The sequence below is a fragment of the Pseudoxanthomonas sp. X-1 genome (assembly GCF_020042665.1).
GTDB lineage: Bacteria > Pseudomonadota > Gammaproteobacteria > Xanthomonadales > Xanthomonadaceae > Pseudoxanthomonas_A > Pseudoxanthomonas_A spadix_A.
Window position 1 is genome coordinate 2476441 of record NZ_CP083376.1, and the last position, 17195, is coordinate 2493635.

Sequence of the window (17195 nt, forward strand, 5' to 3'; positions counted from 1 at the left end):
CATAGGCCGCCTTTCTCGTGGTCGGAGCCAGCCCGCGGGGCCTGCTTAGTCCTCGCGCACGCCCAGCTCCTTGAGCGCCTCGCGCATGGCCTTAGCGGCCGCTTCGCCGATCTTCTCGCTGTGCAGCGCGTAGCTGATGGTCGCCTCGACCAGGCCGATGTGGGCGCCGCAGTCGAAGCGGGTGCCCTTGAAGCGATAGGCGTGCACGGGCTTGCGCTGCAGCAGCGTGGCGATCGCGTCGGTCAGCTGGATCTCTCCGCCCGCACCCGGCTTGGTGCGCTCCAGCAGCTGGAAGATGCTGCCGTCGAGCACGTAACGCCCCACCACGCCCAGATTGCTGGGCGCATCGGCCGGCTTGGGCTTTTCCACCATCGCGGTGATCTTGCCGCTGCGGTCGTTGAACGACTCGGTGGCGACGATGCCATAGCTGTCGGTCTTGTCCGGCGCGACGTCCTGCACCGCGATCTGGCTGGCACCGGTCGCCTCGTGGGCATCGGCCATCTGCTTGAGCGCGCCGTCGCCGTTGCGGTTGACGATCAGATCGTCGGGCAGCATCACCGCGAACGGCTCGTCGCCCACGATCGGCTTGGCGCACAGCACCGCGTGGCCCAGGCCCAGCGCCTCGGGCTGGGTGACGAAGATCGCGCGCACGCCGTCGGGCAGCGGCTTGCGCACCTTCTCGAGCAGTTCGTGCTTGCCCGACTGCTCCAGGCGGTGCTCGAGCTCGTAGGCCTTGTCGAAGTAATCGCCGATGGCGTGCTTGTAGCGGTTGGTGACGAAGATCAACGTGTCGCAGCCGGCCTCGACGGCCTCATCGACGGCGTACTGGATCAACGGCCGGTCGATGATCGGCAGCATCTCCTTCGGCACGGTCTTGGTGGCCGGCAGGAAGCGCGTGCCAAGTCCGGCGACGGGGAAGACTGCCTTGCGAATACGTTGGGTCATCGGTGGTTCCTGGCCTCTCGAGTGGGGAATTGGACGACGGTATTCATGGCCTCGTGCTCCGGCGCCGGGATGAACTCCGGAATCGCCGCATGCAGCACGCGGCGCATGGTCTCATCGTCGTAATCGGCGACAGCTTGACGCAGCTGCTGCAATGCCCGCGTGACAGCCTCGGGCGAGACGTCGCGGGCGCGGGCCTCGAGGATCTTCGAATGCGCGGTCGGCCGATACAGTTCCTCGGCATGGAACAGCGTCTCGTGCAGCTTCTCGCCGGGACGCAGGCCGGTATAGGTGATGGCGATGTCGCGGCCGGGCTGCTTGCCCGCCAGGCGGATCATCTGCTCGGCCAGGATGCGGATCGGGATCGGCTCGCCCATGTCCAGGGTGTAGATCGAGGCATGCGCGGCACTGGCGGCGGCCTGGACGATCAGCTGGCAGGCCTCGGGGATCGTCATGAAGTAGCGGGTCACGTCCGGATGGGTCACCGTGACCGGGCCGCCGGTGCGGATCTGCTCGCGGAACAGCGGGACCACCGAACCGGCCGAATCCAGCACGTTGCCGAAGCGCACCGTGGTGAAGCGCGTGCCGCCGCCCCGCTCGTCCAGGCTCTGGCAGGTCATCTCCGCCAGGCGCTTGCTGGCGCCCAGCACGTTGGCCGGGTCCACCGCCTTGTCGGTCGAGATGAAGACGAAGGTACCGACCTTGGCCTCGCGGCAGGCCCGCGCCATGGTCTCGGTCACCAGCACGTTGTTGCGGATCGCCTCGCGCAGCTGGCCTTCGAGCAGCGGCACGTGCTTGTAGGCGGCCGCGTGGAAGACCGCGTCGGGCTGGACGATGGCCAGCGCGCGGCGGATGGCCGCCGGATCGCCGCAGTTGCCCAGGAACGGGATCACTTCCAGGTCGGGGAAGGCCTTTGCCAGCGCCTGGTGCGAGCGGATCAGCGCCCACTCGCTGATTTCCATCAGCGCGATGCGCGCGGCGCCATGGCGCGCGCACTGGCGGCACAGCTCCGAACCGATCGAACCGCCGGCGCCGGTCACCAGCACCGTGCGCCCGCCCAGCCAGCCGCGAATCAGCTTCCAGTCCGGGGTCACCGGCTTGCGGCCGAGCAGGTCGTCGATCGCGACCTCCTTCAGCTCGCCCGGCATGGAGCGGCCTTCCAGGATGTCGACCAGGCGCGGGACCGTGCGGAACGGCAACCCGGCGTTCTCGCAGATGCCGACCACGCGCTGCATCTGCGAGGCATCTAGTGAGGGCATCGCGATGACCACCAGGCGCGCGGCGGTTTCGCGGGCGATGTTGGCGGCATCGTCCAGCTTGCCCAGCACCGGCACGCCGCGCAGCTTGGTGCCCTGCAGCTTCTCGTCGTCGTCCAGCAGGCCGACGGGCTCCCAGGCGCCACTACGGCGCAGGTCGCGCAGCAGCGCCTCGGCCGCGCGGCCCGCGCCCAGGATCAGCACGCGCTTGGCGCGCACATCGACCGCGTCGGCGACCTGGTGGTCCTTCCAGGCGCGATAGAGCAGCCGCGGCAGGCCGAGCAGGCCGACCAGGCCGAACGGATACAGCAGCAGCGCCGCGCGCGAGACCGCGTCGATGCGGTTGTAGATCACCAGGCAGATGGAGATGGCGAGCAGGCCGATCAGGCCCGCCTTGAAGATGTTGGCCAGGTCCGGGACGCTGGCGAAGCGCCACAGGCCGCGATACAGCCCCACCCGCCAGAACACGATGCCCTGCGCGATCAGGACGATGGCGCTTTCCGTGGACCACCACGGCAGCGAGGGCGCGCCCGGGACCATGGCATAGCGCAACCAGTGCAGCCCGTGCCAGCACAGCCAGACCATCAGCAGGTCGTGCCCCACGATCGCCGCGCGCGGCAGGGTCACCGAAAGGCGCGAACGCCAAGTCATCATGCAATCCTCATCCCTGGAGTCGGGTTCTGGCCTGCAGCCGCACCCAAGTCCATGAGGCGAAGGCGAAGCAAGTCGCTGCGATCACCAGCGGGAACCATCCCCGAAGGTGCCATGACAGAACCATCGCGATCGTAGCGGTGAGCGTGAAGATGGCACAAGCGGCGGTCACTCTGGTATGCCCCAGGCGACGGGCGGCGCGCTGGTAGGCGTGCGTGGTATGCGGCTGCCACCACGGCTCGCCAGACAGTACACGACGCGAAAGGGTGAAACCCGCGTCAACGCTAAACAGCGTCAGTGGCATGAGCGGCAAGATCGGCACGGTCGTGCGCGTGGCGGCGACCACTGTAAGCGCTGCCAGCACGTATCCCAGCGCACCGCTGCCGACATCTCCGAGGAAAATCCGCGCGCGTGGAAAGTTGAACGGCAGGAAACCGAGGCAGCCTCCGCAGAGTGCGATGGCGAGCAACGACCAGCCAGCGGGGAGCACCAGCGCTAGCCCGGCCGCGGCGATCGCGGCCTGGCTTGCCGCCAGGCCATTGATGCCGTCCATGAAGTTCCAGATGTTGATCAGGCTCGCGGCCAGGCAGAAGCCGGCCACTACAAGCCAAACGGCGTAACCCAGGCGCCACAGCGCGACAGCCAGCAGGCCGGCCGCGATCAGATGGATGGAAAACCGCAGCCGGGCCGAAAGCGGGCGATGGTCGTCCAGCCAGCCGATGCCGGCGACCAGGGCAAGGCCCACCGCGAACAGGACGACAGGCATGCCCTGCCCCGGCTCCGCGTTCCAGGCCTGCCAGACGCAGCCCAGCAGCACCGTTACCACGATCGCGATGCCGCCACCGCGCGGGGTGGCCACGCTGTGGCTGCGCCGCTCGCCGGGGGCATCCATCAGTCCACGCCGCAGCGCGTAGACGCGCGTCAGCCAGGTCAAGACCGCCGCGAGCGCGGCCAGCCCCACGCCATAGGCCAGTGCCGGCATCAGACGACGGCGTAGTTCAGCAGCGGCTTGACCGTGCCCCACTCCTTGCAGCTGGGGCATTGCCAGTGGTGCGTGCGCGCGCCGAAACCGCAGCGCGTGCAGCGGTAGCTGGGGTTGCGCACCAGCAGCTGGTCGGTGATGTGCTTGAGGTCGTGCAGCGTGGCGTCGGCGTCGGTGCCCTCGGACAGGGTCAGGTCGATCAGCGCCGCCTCGCCGCGCACCGAGGGCCGGTCCTTGAGCTGGCGCGCCAGATAGACGCGCGCCTGGTGCAGGCCATCGTGGCGCTCGACCAGCCGGGTCAGCGCCAACACCGGGGCGATGCCGCGGTAGTGCTCGCACATCTCCGACAGGAAGGCGCGCGCGCCCGGCACGTCGCCCACCTGCTCATAGCTGGCCAGCAGCCCGGGCAGGATCTCGGGCAGGTAGTCCGGATCGTGGCGCGCGGCGCGCTCGAAGGCGCGGATCGCGGCCTCGGGATGGCCGGCCTCGACCTCCAGGCGCCCCTCCAGGATGCCGGCGCGCACGCTCTTGGCATCGGCCTGGTAGGCGCGCGCCACGGCGGCGCGGGCGGCCTCGGCGTCGTTGGCGGTGCGGTAGCGCTCGGCCAGCTCGCACTGGAACATCGCCACCAGCTTGCCCATCGGCTCGCCGGTGACTTCCTCATAGCGGGTGGCGTTGTCGATCGCCTTCTCCCAGTCGCGTTCGGCCTGGTAGATGCTGATCAGGTGCCGCAGCGCCTGCGGCGCGCGTTGGTCGATGCGCGCCAGGTCGGTGAACACCGTCTCGGCGCGGTCGAGCAGGCCCGAGCGCATGTAGTCCTCGCCCAGGGCCAGCAGGGCCTGCACGCGCTGCGCGTCGGTCAGGTCGTTGCGCTGCACCAGCCCCTGGTGCAGACGGATGGCGCGATCGACCTCACCGCGGCGGCGGAACAGATGGCCCAGGGCGACCTGGGTTTCGAAGGTCTCCTTGTCCAGCTCGGCCACATGCAGGAACAGCTCGATGGCCTTGTCGTTCTGCTCGTTGAGCAGATAGTTCAGGCCGCGGAAGTAGGTGCTGGACAGGTGGCTGACCTGGGTGACGTTGTGGCGCTGTCCGCCACGACGGCCGATTACCCAGCCCACCAGTGCCGCCAGCGGCACGAACAGGATGAACCAGAACCACTGGTCGAGAAATTCCATCGGGCGTCAGACTCCCGGACCCGGCGGCACGGCGTCGGTGCGCGCGCCGGTGGTGGGTGCGGTCACGCGCCCGGCCTTGCGCAGGCGCGCGTACAGCGGCCAGGCCACGGTGGCCAGCACGATCAGCGCGCCGATGCACACGCCGGCCAGCAGCGAGACGATGATGGCCGCGCCCGAGCCGGTGGAGATCTGCGTGACCAGCAGGTTGAGCGTGATCGGCTGGGTATTGAGGATGCCGATGACGAGCCCGATGGCCAGACAGACCAGGGCAATGATCAGGCGAACGATATTCATGGGATCCCTCCGGGAGGCGAATGGCGCCTAGCTTAGCCGAGGCCGCCAGCTGGGGAAGGCAGGGCTGATGGCCCTGGTTGCGGAGCGGAGCGAGCGCGCGCGGCGCTAGTCGCTGCCGATTTCCTCGATCGGGGCCACGGTGCTGACGCGTTCGCGCAGCTCCTTGCCCGGCTTGAAATGGGGGACGTGCTTGGCCGGCAGGGCCACGGCATCGCCGGTCTTGGGGTTACGCCCCATGCGCGGCGGACGATAGTGCAGGGAAAAACTGCCGAAGCCACGGATCTCGATGCGCTCGCCGCGGGTCAGCGCACTTCCCATCATCTCCAGCAGCGACTTGACCGCCAGGTCGACGTCGTCCGGCTTCAGGTGCGGCTGTCGGCGGGTCAGAATCTCGATCAGTTCGGATTTCGTCATCGGCTGCGGGGTGCGCGTTGGGCATGACCATGGCCGGCCCGGACGAACCGGGCCGGCATGGCTTTCAAGCGTGTTGCGGGATTACTCGGACTTGCCGCCGTCCAGCTGCGCGCGCAGCAGCGCACCCAGGCTGGTGGTACCGGTGGCGGCCTCGGCAGCGGTCTTGTTGTACTCGGCCAGCGCCTCGGCGGTTTCCGCCTCGTCCTTGGCCTTGATCGACAGCTGCATCGTGCGGCCCTTGCGGTCCATGCCGATGAACTTGGCTTCGACCTTGTCGCCGACCTTCAGGTGCTGGCTGGCATCGTCCACGCGGTCGTGGCTGATGTCGCGGGCCGAGACATAGCCCTCGATGCCGTCGGCCAGCTCGATCGTGGCGCCCTTGGAATCAACTTCCTTGACGGTGCCTTCGACCTTGGAGCCCTTCGGATGCGAGGCCATGTACTGGCCGAACGGATCCTGCTCCAGCTGCTTGACGCCAAGGCTGATGCGCTCGCGCTCCGGATCGACGGCCAGCACCACGGCGTCCAGCGTGTCGCCCTTCTTGAAGTTGCGGGCGATGTCCTCGCCGGTCGAGTTCCAGCTGATGTCCGACAGGTGGATCAGGCCGTCGATGCCGCCGTCCAGGCCGATGAAGATGCCGAAGTCGGTGATCGACTTGATCTGACCGGACACCTTGTCGCCCTTCTTGTGGATGGCCGCGAAGGTCTCCCACGGATTGGCGGCGACCTGCTTCATGCCCAGCGAGATGCGGCGACGCTCTTCGTCCACGTCCAGGACCATGACTTCGACCTCGTCACCGACCTGCACGACCTTGGACGGGTTGACGTTCTTGTTGGTCCAGTCCATCTCGGACACGTGCACCAGGCCTTCCACGCCCGGCTCGATCTCGACGAACGCGCCGTAATCGGTGACGTTGGAGACCTTGCCGAACACGCGGCTGTTGGACGGATAGCGGCGGGCGATGTTGTCCCACGGATCCTCGCCCAGCTGCTTCAGGCCCAGGCTGACGCGGTTGCGCTCGCGGTCGTACTTGAGCACGCGCACTTCCAGCTCCTGGCCGACTTCCACCACCTCGGACGGATGGCGCACGCGCTTCCAGGCCATGTCGGTGATGTGCAGCAGGCCATCGATGCCGCCCAGGTCGACGAACGCGCCGTAGTCGGTGAGGTTCTTGACCACACCCTTCAGCACCACGCCTTCCTGCAGCTTGTCCATCAGGGCCTCGCGCTCCTCGGAGTGCTCGGACTCGACGACGGCGCGGCGGGAAACGACCACGTTGTTGCGCTTGCGGTCCAGCTTGATGAGCTTGAACTCCAGCTCCTTGCCTTCCAGGTAGCCGGGATCGCGCACCGGGCGCACATCGACCAGCGAGCCGGGCAGGAACGCGCGCACGTCCTTGATGTCGACGGTGAAGCCGCCCTTGACCTTGCCGCTGATGCGGCCGGTGATGGTCTCGTTCTTCTCCAGGGCTTCTTCCAGCTCGTCCCACACCATGGCGCGCTTGGCCTTCTCGCGCGACAGGACGGTTTCGCCGAAGCCGTTCTCGAGCGAGTCGAGCGCGACCTTCACCTGGTCGCCCACGCCCACGTCGATCTCGCCGGCGTCGTTACGGAACTGTTCGATCGGCACGATGCCTTCGGACTTCAGGCCGGCGTTGATCACCACCACGTCGTTGCGCACCTCGACCACGGTGCCGACGACGATGGCGCCCGGCTTCAGCTTGGCCAGATGGGTCTGGCTCTGCTCGAACAGTTCTGCAAATGATTCGGTCATTGTTGATTACTCAGTTGGACACACGGACAGGTGCTCACCGCCTGCGGCGGCCTTGGCCCCTGTCCACCCGTTGCGGCACCAATGGCGGCTGCCGTGTGTTGGTTGGTTGGATGACCACCCCGGCCGACATGGACGAGGTGGGGTTGATGTCTGCCGCGATCGACTCAGGCGGCGGGCGCCGGCACCAGGGCCAGCACCCGCGTGACGACGGCATCGATGTCCAGGCCCGTGGTGTCGATGAGGACGGCGTCTTGCGCCGGCCGCAGCGGCGCCACCGTGCGCTGGGCGTCGCGGGCGTCGCGCGCGAGGATCTCGCGCAGCAGACCGTCGATTGTGACCGAAACCCCCTTGTCTTTCAACTGCTTATAGCGGCGCTCGGCGCGCTCCTCGGCGCTGGCGGTCAGGAACACCTTGTAGGGAGCGTCCGGGAAGATGACCGTCCCCATGTCCCGGCCGTCGGCGACCAGGCCGGGCGCGGTGCGGAAGGCCCGCTGGCGCTCCTTCAGCGCCGAGCGCACCTCGGGGATCGCGGCGATCGCCGAGGCCACGGTGCCCGTGGTTTCCAGCCGCAGCTCGTCGGTGGCGTCCACGCCGTTGACCAGCACCCGCATCTCGGCGCCTTCCTGGTCGCGGAAGCTGACGTGGGTATCGAAGGTGCAACGCACCAGGGCGGCGGCGTCGGACAGGTCCAGGTCGGCCCAGCTGGCCGCCACCCCGACCGCCCGGTACAGCGCGCCCGAGTCCAGGTAGTGCCAGCCCAGCCGGGTCGCGGCCAGGCGGCTGACCGTGCCCTTGCCCGCCCCGGACGGACCATCGATGGTGAGGACGGGAACGGAGGCTGTCATGATGGCGGGCTCGGCATGGGGAAACGCCGCATTATCGCCGACCCGCGCGGCCCCTTGCCCCAGGCGTGATCCGGTAGCGAAGAAATTTCCGGCCAACTGCTTGAATCGACTCGGAAAGCCAGGCTAGAATGGCGGGCTTAGTAGGTTCCATCCCATTCCACGCCGAGGTTTTACGTCATGAAGGTCCTGTCCTCCCTGAAGTCGGCGAAGGCCCGTCACCGCGACTGCAAGGTGGTCCGCCGTCGTGGCAAGGTCTTCGTGATCTGCAAGTCCAATCCGCGCTTCAAGGCTCGCCAGCGCTGAGTTCCAGCGCCGTGCGATGCACCGGAAACCGCCCTTCGCCGGGCGGTTTTTTGTTGTGGCCGCTCTGCTATAAAGACCGCCTCACCTGGGGGAACCTCGTCATGAAGCCTCGCCTGCGCCTGCTGTCCCTGATCGCCCTGGCCGCGCTGACCGGCCCGTCCGGTGCCGAGACCCTGCTGGTCGACCGCGCACGCGATCCTGCCTCCAACCTGCCGGTGCGCGGGCTGACCACGCGTGAGGTGGAAGCCAGGTTCGGCGCGCCGCAGCAGCGCCTGGACCCGCGCGGCGGGCAGAAGCGCCAGTGGCCGACGATCAACCGCTGGGTCTACCCCAACTTCACCGTGTACTTCGAGAAGAACAAGGTGATCGACGTGGTGACCAACAAGGCCAGCCCCAACGAGATCGGCCCCAAGCCGCCGATCCGCTAAGGCGAGTTCACCTGCGGTCTGCGGCGCGCAGGCCGCCTCGCGGTCATCGCCCCGACGCGAGGACCGCATAATCAAGCAGGACCTGCCGGTGTGCGATCCCGGCGCAGCTGATGGAAAACCCGATGACCAATGTCCGTTTCCCCGCGGAGTGGGAACCCCAATCCGCGATCCTCATCGCGTGGCCGCATGCCGGCACCGACTGGGCCGCGCGCCTGGAATCGGTCGAAGAGACCTATATCGCCCTGGTGGCGGGCATCACCCGCTTCCAGCCGGTGGTGATCTGCGTGGCCGACGCGGACCTGCAGGTATACGCCGAGGCGCGCCTGCGCTCGGCGCGCGTGGACATGGAGCGCGTGCGCTTCGTCGAGGCGCCGTACGACGACACCTGGCTGCGCGATTCGGGCCCGATCAGCCTACGCGGCGCCGAAGGCTTCAAGCTGATGGACTTCCGCTTCACCGGCTGGGGCGGCAAGTACGAGGCCTCGCTGGACGACCTGCTGGTCGGCGCGCTGGCCGGCGCGGGCGTGTTCCGCGACGCCTATGTGCAGCGCGTGGACTTCGCGCTGGAAGGCGGCGGCATCGAGACCGATGGCGCCGGCACCCTGCTGACCACCTGGCGCTGCCTGCACGAGCGCCATCCGGATGCCTCGCGCGCGCAGATCACCGATACGCTGAAGACCTCGCTGCAGCAGCAGCGCGTGCTGTGGCTGGACCATGGCTATCTGGAAGGCGACGACACCGACGCCCACATCGATACCCTGGCCCGCTTCGCGCCGGGCGATGCCATCGTCTACCAGGCCTGCGACGACACCGGCGATGCGCACCACGCCGAGCTGACCGCGATGGGTGAGGAACTCGCTGCGCTGCGCACACCCGGTGGCGCGCCGTACACGCTGTATCCGCTGCCGTGGGCGCAGCCGATCCTGGACGACGGCCGTCGCCTGGCCGCCAGCTATGCCAATTACCTGATCCTCAACGGCGCGGTGCTGATGCCCGCCTACGGCGATCCGGCCGATGGCCCGGCCGCCGAAGTGCTGGCCAAGGCCTATCCGGGCCGGGAGATCGTGCAGATCCCCTGCCGTCCGCTGATCTGGCAGAACGGCAGCCTGCACTGCGTGACCATGCAGCTGCCCGAGGGCCTGCTGGCCGCGTGAACCCGCGCCGTGTGGCATCGCGCCCGGCCGCGTGAGCGGCCTTGCACGGACGCAGGGCGTCCCACACATCCGCGTTACCATTCCTTCTCCCCCTGCTGTCGCACCGCCGCCATGACCCGTCGCACCCTGCCCGTTGCCCTGATCCAGGAAAAGAACCACGGCGACGCCGATGCCAATCTGACGGTGATCGAGCAGCGCGTGGCCGAGGCCGCCAAGCGCGGCGCCAAACTGGTGCTGCTGCAGGAACTGCATAACGGCGCCTATTTCTGCCAGCACGAGTCGGTGCACGAGTTCGATCTGGCCGAGCCGATCCCGGGCCCGAGCACCGCGCGCCTGGCCGAACTGGCCAGGCAGCACAAGGTAGTGCTGGTGAGCTCGCTGTTCGAGCGCCGCGCCGCCGGGCTGTACCACAACACCGCGGTGGTGTTCGACGCCGACGGCAGCACGGCCGGCAAGTACCGCAAGATGCATATCCCGGACGACCCGGGCTTCTACGAGAAGTTCTACTTCACCCCGGGCGACCTGGGTTTCAAGCCGATCGACACCTCGGTCGGCCGCCTGGGCGTGCTGGTGTGCTGGGACCAGTGGTATCCGGAGGGCGCGCGCCTGATGGCGCTGGCCGGTGCCGACCTGCTGCTCTACCCCACCGCCATCGGCTGGGATCCGGACGATGCGCAGGACGAGAAGACCCGGCAGCGCGATGCCTGGGTGCTGAGCCATCGCGGCCACGCCGTGGCCAACGGCCTGCCGGTGCTCAGCTGCAACCGTGTCGGCCACGAGGCCTCGCCGCTGGGCGCCTCGGGGATCGACTTCTGGGGCAACAGCCATGTGCTGGGGCCGCAGGGCGAGTTCCTGGCCGAAGCCGGCGGCGAAGCGGAAATCCTCAGCGTCGAGGTCGACCTGCAGCGCAGCGAGCACGTGCGCCGCATCTGGCCATTCCTGCGCGACCGTCGCATCGATGCCTACGGCGACCTGACCCGCCGTTACATCGATTGATGGCCCCGCGCGCGCCGTCCGCATGAGCGCCGCGCTGCCGCGCATCCGGCCCGTGCGCGTCGAGGACATGCCGGCGATCACGGCGATCTACGCCGCGCAGGTCACCGGTGGCGTGGCCACCTACGAAGAAGACCCGCCGGACGTGAACGAAATGCGGCGTCGGATGCAGGCGCTGCTGGATCAGGGCTACCCGTATCTGGTCGCCGAGTGCGAGGGCCGCGTCGCCGGCTACGCCTACGCCGGCAGCTACCGCGCCCGCCGCGCCTACCGCTTCACCGTGGAGAACACGGTCTACGTGGACACGGCCTTCCACGGCCGCCGTATCGGCAGCGCGCTGCTGCAGGCGCTGATCGAGACCTGCATCGCGCGCGGCTTCCGCCAGATGATCGCGGTGATCGGCGATTCGGCCAACGCCGTATCGGTACGCTTGCACGAGCGCGCCGGCTTCCGCACCGTGGGCGTCTTCCAGGGCATCGGCCGCAAGCACGGCCGCTGGCTCGACCTGCTTCAGATGCAGCGCGCGCTGGGTGAAGGCGCTGCCGGCGCTCCTTTCGACGAGTAATCCATGACCGACACCGATTCCACCGCCCTGCCCGCCATGCTTCAGCGGGAGGAAGGCGCAGAACAGCCGCAGCGCGTGGTGCAGCGCGATGGCGTGCGCTACACGCTGCTGGGCACCGCACACGTGTCCAAGGCCAGCGTCGAGGCCGTGCAGCAGGCCATCGACAGCGGCGCCTACGACGCGGTGGCCGTCGAACTCGATGCCCAGCGCCTGCAGGCGCTGAGCGATCCGGATGCGCTGGCCAAGCTGGACCTGGTGCAGGTGATCCGCAAGGGCCGCGTGGCGCTGTTCGCGGCCAATCTGGCGCTGGCGGCCTACCAGCGTCGCCTGGCCGAACAGCTGGGCATCGAGCCCGGCGCCGAGCTCAAGCGCGCGGTGGACGTGGCGCGTGAGCGCGGGCTGGCCGTGCACCTGATCGACCGCGAGGTCGGCCTGACCTTCAAGCGCGCCTCGGCCAAGCTGGGCCTGTTCGGCAAGCTCAAGCTGGGCGCCGGCCTGCTTGGCGGCCTGTTCGCCTCCGACGAGGTGGGCGAGGCGGAAATCGAACAGCTCAAGCAGGGCGACATGCTGGAAGCCAGCTTCGGCGAGTTCGCCAAGGAGAGTCCGGCCCTGTACGAGGCGGTGATCGCCGAGCGCGACCGCTACATGGCCGCCAGCCTGCGCGAACAGGCCGGCAGCGCACGCGAGGTGCTGGCCGTGGTCGGCGCCGGCCATCTGCAGGGCCTGGCCCAGCACCTGGCCGAGGACCAGGCCGACCCGGCCGTGGTGCGCAGCGAACTGGAATTCGTCCAGCCCAAGCGCAAGCTGCCCTGGCTCATGATGCTGCTGAGCGTGCTGGTGCTGGGCGGCATCGTCTGGGGCTTCTACAGCGGCGGGCTGAAGGTCGGCAGCACGCTGCTGGTGCAGTGGCTGGTGCTGACCGGCGGCCTGGCCGGGCTGGGCTGCCTGGCCGCAGCCGGTCATCCGCTCAGCATCCTGGCGGCGATCGTCGCCGCGCCGCTCAAGCCGTTCCGCCCGGGCCTGCCGGCCGGCGCCTTCAGCGCGCTGGTCGAGGTGCACCTGCGCAAGCCGGCCTACGGCGACTTCCTGGCGCTGCGCGACGATGCGCAGACGCTCAAGGGCTGGTACCGCAATCGCGTCTGCCGCGTGGTGCTGACCTTCATGCTGACCAACCTGGGCAGCATGGCCGGCTTCTGGATCACCGGCGTGCTGGTGGCGCGCAAGCTGCTGGGCTGACGCCGGCCGGCACGGCGCTCAGGCCGTGCCGACCGCGACCTCCGGTGGCACGCCGCGGGCGCGGCGCACCAGCCGGCGCATGCCCGCGCTGAGGTCGTCCAGGATCGCGTAGATGGTCGGCAGGAACAGCAGGCTGACCACGGTCGAGAACGCCAGGCCGCCGGCGATGGCGCGGGCCATCGGGAAGTACGGCGGGCCGTCGCCGCCCATCTGCGTGCCGCCCATGGCAATGGGCACCATCGCCAGGATCGCCGTGCCCATGGTCATCATGATCGGGCGCAGGCGCTCGCGGCTGCCCTCCACCAGCGCGTCGGTGCGGCCCAGGCCGCCGCGGCGCAGCGTGTTGATGTGCTCGATCATCACGATGCCGTTGTTCACCACCACGCCCATCAGCACCAGGATGCCGATGAAGGACATCACGCCGAAGGCGGTGCCGGTGAGCCAGAACAGCCAGAACACGCCGAAAATCGAGAACACCACGCCGGACATGATCGCCGCCGGGAACAGCAGCGACTCGAACACCGCCGCCATCACCAGGTAGATCATCAGCAGCGCGATGACCATGTTGAACAGCATCTGCTGCATGGCCTCGCCGTCGTCCTGGTAGTCGCCGCCGTCGAAGGTGTAGTGGTAGCCGGCCGGGAAGGCCATCGCCTTGAGCACCGCCTCCATCGCCTCGCGGCCCTTGGCCGCGGTGACCTGCTCGGCCAGGTTGGCGGTGATGGCCAGCGTGGTCTGGCGGTTGCTGCGCGAGATCTGCGAGGCCGATGGCGCCATGTCGATGCTGACCATCGACAGCAGCGGCACGCTGCGCCCGTCCTTGGCGCGCACCATGAAGCCCTCCAGGTCGGCGATGGTCGACTGCTCGGCGCCGGCGAAGCGTACGGTGACCGGCACCTCGGTGTCGCCGCGGCGCAGCTCGCGCAGCTGGCCGCCGCGCAGGGCGATGTTGACGAAGCTCGCCACGTCCTGCGCCGAGAAGCCAAACGCCGCGACGCGCTCGCGGTCCACCCGCACCTTCAGCTCGCTGCTCTGGTCGCCGGCGTCGATGCGCACGTCGCGCAGTTCCGGGCGGCTGGCCAGCGCCGGCAGCACGTCGCGGGCGATTTCCTGCAACACCGCAGTCGAGTCGCCGGTCAGCTGCACCTGCACGCCGTTCTTGTTGCCGCCGCCGTTGCCATTGCCGCTGCCCATCACGATCTCGGCACGCGCCGACTTGGGCAGGCCCTTGCGCAGCAGCTCGACCCGGCGCTTGGTCTCGTCCGGATCGGTGGTGTCGAACTTCACCGAACTCGACGCGCCCTCGCTCTCGCTGAACCACGAATAGATCTGGGTGATGCCCAGCGCCTTGCGCTGGCTTTCCAGGTACTGCTCGGCGCGCGCGACCTCGGCCGACATCTGGTCGCGGGTGTAGGAGCCGCGGAACTGGTACAGCACCGAGGTCTCCCCCGCCTGCCCGCCGCCGAACATGTCCATCTCGGTCAGCTTCATCGGAACCAGGCTGGCGGCCACGATCAGCACGATGCCCAACACGCTCCAGCCGCGGTGCTCCAGCGTCCAACGCAGGAGGCGCGCATAGCGGCGCTGCAGCCACGGGATCAGGCCGCGCTCGGAACGCAGCAGCGGCGGCGTCTTCATCCGCGCCGACAGCATCGGGATCAGGCTGATGGCCACCAGCCAGGAAGCCAGCAGCGAGACCGAGATGGTCACCGCGATCTGCGCCATGAAGATGCTGATCTGGTTGGTCTCGCCGAACAGGTTGGGCACGAACACGATGCAATGGCAGAGCGTGCCGGCCGACAGGGCGATGGCGACATGCCTGGTCCCGAGCAAGGCGGCCTTGACCGGCTCGCCCGGCATCTTCTCGCGCTCCTGGAAGATGCTTTCCACCACGACCACGGCGTTGTCGACCAGCATGCCGACCGCCAGCAGCAGGCCCATCATCGTCAGGATGTTGAGCGTGACCCCGGCGAAGTACATGAAGCCCAGGGTCATCACGAAGCAGATCGGGATGGCCAGGGTCACCATCAGCGTGGATGGCCAGTGGCGCAGGAAGAAGAACAGCACGGCGATGGACAGCAGCAGGCCGATCGCGCCGGCCTCGGCCAGCTCGAGCAGCGAGGACGTGACGTTCTCGCCCTGGTTCTCCATCACCTTGACCTGCACATCGGCCAGTTCGGGCTGGGCGCGGATGGCCTCCACCTCGGCCATGGTGTCGCGCGAGACCTGCACCAGGTTGGCGCTGCGCTCCTTGTAGATGTCCATGCCCACGGCCGGCTTGCCGTCCAGGCGGCGGCCGTAGTCCATGCGCGAGGGCTTGAGCTGCACGCTGGCGATGTCGCCCAGGCGCAGGCCGCTGTCGGCGATCACCAGCTCGCGCAGCTGCTGCAGGTCGGCGACCTCGCCCATCGGCTGCACGCGCAGGCGCTGGCCGTGGTCGTCGATCTGGCCGGCGGAGATCGAGAAGTTCGCCGCCTGCAGGCGCGTGGTCAGGTCGTTGAGGTTGAGGCCGTGCGCGGTCAGGCGATCCGGCGCGATCGCCACCTCCACCTCGTTGGGCGCCGCGCCGGAGATCTCCACGCGCGCCACGCCGGGGATGCGCTCCAGCCGGCGTTTGAATTCACGCTCGATCATGTCGTACGAGGCAGTCATGTCGCGGTCGCCGGCCAGGCGCACGCGCAGGATCGGCTGGTCGCTGCTGGACCACTTGAACACCGAATAGCGCTTGAGATCGTCGGGCAGGTCACCGCGGATCGCATCGAGGCGTTCGCGCGCGTCGGACGCGGCGATGGCGATGTCGCGGTCCCAGTCGCTGAACTCGATGAAGATGCTGGCCGCATCGGCGGTCGCGGTGCCGCGCAGACGCTTGATGCCCGGCATGATCGCCAGCGCCTCCTCGGCCGGGCGCAGGATGTTGCGCTCGACCTCCTCCGGCGTGGAGCCCGGATACGGCAGCTGCACGAACAGGAACGGCGCGGAGATGTCCGGGAAGGCCTCCAGCGGCAGCCGCACCGCCGCGATCGCGCCGATCACCAGCAGCGAGACGAAGCACATCACCGTGGTGACGGGCCGGCGGATGCTGAGCGCGGCGATGCTCATCGCTTACCTCGCGCAGGCGCATGGTGCTCCCGCGTCGGGCGCATGGGCCCGGGCGGGAGGAGGAACTCGCGGCCGCCTGGCGTCATGGCTTGCATACCGCCACGCTCCGCGAGCGCTGGTCGATCATCAGCACGCTGTCCTTCAGTGCCAGTGCGCCGACCAGCAGCTCGGGGAAGCGTTCGGACACGCGCGCATCGACATCGCGCAGGACCAGCGCGCCGATCTGGACCGGCCCGTGGACGATGGCCTTGTCCAGCGCGATCGAGGTATGGCTCAGCTGACCCGCGCCGGCCTCGGCCAGCGGGCCGGCCTCGATCTGGTCGTAAAGCGTCCTGGGGAGCACCAGCGCCACGTTGGCGCCGGTATCCAGATTGCCCTCCAGTTCGCGCCCGCCGATCCGCACCGGCACGCGGAAGGCACGCGTGTAGGCCAGCACGCCGGGCTGGTCATGCGATAGCGACAACGCGCGGCTGAAGGACAGCGTTTTCGCCGGATAGTCGATGACCAGCAGGCCATCGGCGAAGAAGTCGCGCGCGAGGATGCCGTCGAAGGCCGCCTCGTCGCTCAGCTTGGCGCGGTAGTCGCGGGTGATCGCCTCGACGCCCTCGCGGCGCAGGCCATCGAGCTCGAGCGCGTCGATGCGAACGGTCTGCGCCACCTGGGTCTGCACGCCATCCGAATTTCCGGAGTGCCCCGCGAGCGGCAGGTTCAGCGCGCTGGTCAGACGCGCATCCGCCCGCGCCATCCCGCTGGCGCCGGTATCGACGGCGAACCGATGCTCGCCTCCTCCGTTGACCCTGGCGCGGACGTAGATGCGTCCCTCCACAGTCTCGAACGGGACATGGATCAAAAGCTCGCTGCGAGGGGCCGTAGCGAGCGACAGGCAGGGATCGCCTGTCCCCGCGGCCGCGCTCGCCCAGCCCGCGCCAGCGAGCATCATCACGCCGGCCAGCAGCGGAAGCCATCTGAAGCGGAGCCGATGGCGCGGCGATCGGGACACTTTGGACATGGGGTTGCTCCAAGCAATGAGGGGGCGGGATCAGGCGTGGTGAAGACCCGCCGGGAGGAAGAGATCAGGACGC

At 68.6% G+C, this 17195-nt stretch carries 16 protein-coding genes; 6 read left to right on the top strand and 10 right to left on the bottom strand.

Annotated features, from left to right (window positions below):
- Window positions 1-45: 45 nt before the first annotated feature.
- From galU to cmk, 8 genes are all read right to left on the bottom strand, one after another.
- On the bottom strand, window positions 46-945 hold the full coding sequence (gene galU / locus LAJ50_RS10925; protein WP_138650982.1) for a UTP--glucose-1-phosphate uridylyltransferase GalU: 900 nt from the start codon (window positions 943-945) through the stop codon (window positions 46-48).
- The gene (locus tag LAJ50_RS10930; RefSeq protein WP_138650981.1) at window positions 942-2852 is read right to left on the bottom strand and encodes a nucleoside-diphosphate sugar epimerase/dehydratase; all 1911 of its coding nucleotides are present in this window, start codon (window positions 2850-2852) and stop codon (window positions 942-944) included. The genes galU and LAJ50_RS10930 overlap by 4 nt, the downstream gene beginning before the upstream one ends.
- 7 nt (window positions 2853-2859) lie before the next feature.
- Entirely contained in the window at window positions 2860-3831 is a 972-nt protein-coding gene (locus LAJ50_RS10935; RefSeq protein WP_138650980.1) for a glycosyltransferase family 4 protein, read from the bottom strand.
- Window positions 3831-5009 carry a lipopolysaccharide assembly protein LapB gene (gene lapB / locus LAJ50_RS10940; RefSeq protein WP_130552463.1) on the bottom strand — a complete coding sequence of 393 codons (1179 nt, stop codon included), beginning with the start codon at window positions 5007-5009 and terminating at the stop codon, window positions 3831-3833. Before lapB ends, LAJ50_RS10935 begins: the two co-directional genes overlap by 1 nt.
- 6 nt (window positions 5010-5015) lie before the next feature.
- Window positions 5016-5303, bottom strand: a complete 288-nt coding sequence (locus LAJ50_RS10945; RefSeq protein WP_130552464.1) for a LapA family protein — start codon at window positions 5301-5303, stop codon at window positions 5016-5018.
- Between the two features lie 105 nt (window positions 5304-5408).
- Entirely contained in the window at window positions 5409-5717 is a 309-nt protein-coding gene (locus tag LAJ50_RS10950) for an integration host factor subunit beta (RefSeq protein WP_130518672.1), read from the bottom strand.
- 81 nt (window positions 5718-5798) lie between these two features.
- Entirely contained in the window at window positions 5799-7490 is a 1692-nt protein-coding gene (gene rpsA, locus LAJ50_RS10955; protein WP_130552465.1) for a 30S ribosomal protein S1, read from the bottom strand.
- Window positions 7491-7654: 164 nt separating this feature from the next.
- A complete protein-coding gene (gene cmk / locus LAJ50_RS10960; RefSeq protein ID WP_130552466.1) occupies window positions 7655-8335 on the bottom strand; it encodes a (d)CMP kinase in 681 nt (226 codons plus the stop codon).
- A 177-nt stretch (window positions 8336-8512) separates the two neighbouring features.
- Between cmk and ykgO the strand changes: the two genes are divergently transcribed.
- From ykgO to LAJ50_RS10990, 6 genes are all read left to right on the top strand, one after another.
- Entirely contained in the window at window positions 8513-8638 is a 126-nt protein-coding gene (ykgO, locus tag LAJ50_RS10965) for a type B 50S ribosomal protein L36 (RefSeq protein WP_010342887.1), read from the top strand.
- 101 nt (window positions 8639-8739) lie between these two features.
- Window positions 8740-9066 (top strand): hypothetical protein, encoded by a 327-nt coding sequence (locus tag LAJ50_RS10970; RefSeq protein WP_130552467.1) that lies wholly within the window; start codon window positions 8740-8742, stop codon window positions 9064-9066.
- Between the two features lie 122 nt (window positions 9067-9188).
- The gene (locus tag LAJ50_RS10975; protein WP_130552468.1) at window positions 9189-10220 is read left to right on the top strand and encodes an agmatine deiminase family protein; all 1032 of its coding nucleotides are present in this window, start codon (window positions 9189-9191) and stop codon (window positions 10218-10220) included.
- A 111-nt stretch (window positions 10221-10331) separates the two neighbouring features.
- Window positions 10332-11216, top strand: coding sequence for a carbon-nitrogen hydrolase (locus tag LAJ50_RS10980; protein WP_130552469.1), 885 nt, complete (start codon window positions 10332-10334; stop codon window positions 11214-11216).
- 22 nt (window positions 11217-11238) lie between these two features.
- The gene (locus tag LAJ50_RS10985; protein ID WP_130552470.1) at window positions 11239-11778 is read left to right on the top strand and encodes a GNAT family N-acetyltransferase; all 540 of its coding nucleotides are present in this window, start codon (window positions 11239-11241) and stop codon (window positions 11776-11778) included.
- 3 nt (window positions 11779-11781) lie between these two features.
- A complete protein-coding gene (locus LAJ50_RS10990) occupies window positions 11782-13014 on the top strand; it encodes a TraB/GumN family protein (RefSeq protein WP_138650979.1) in 1233 nt (410 codons plus the stop codon).
- A gap of 18 nt (window positions 13015-13032) precedes the next feature.
- Here the strand turns inward: LAJ50_RS10990 and LAJ50_RS10995 are convergent, their stop codons facing one another.
- Both LAJ50_RS10995 and LAJ50_RS11000 read right to left on the bottom strand, forming a co-directional pair.
- Window positions 13033-16113, bottom strand: coding sequence for an efflux RND transporter permease subunit (locus LAJ50_RS10995; RefSeq protein WP_138650978.1), 3081 nt, complete (start codon window positions 16111-16113; stop codon window positions 13033-13035).
- Between the two features lie 82 nt (window positions 16114-16195).
- Window positions 16196-16963: an aspartyl protease family protein gene (locus LAJ50_RS11000; RefSeq protein ID WP_205957703.1), complete on the bottom strand. Its 768-nt coding sequence runs from the start codon at window positions 16961-16963 to the stop codon at window positions 16196-16198.
- Between the last annotated feature and the right edge of the window lie 232 nt (window positions 16964-17195).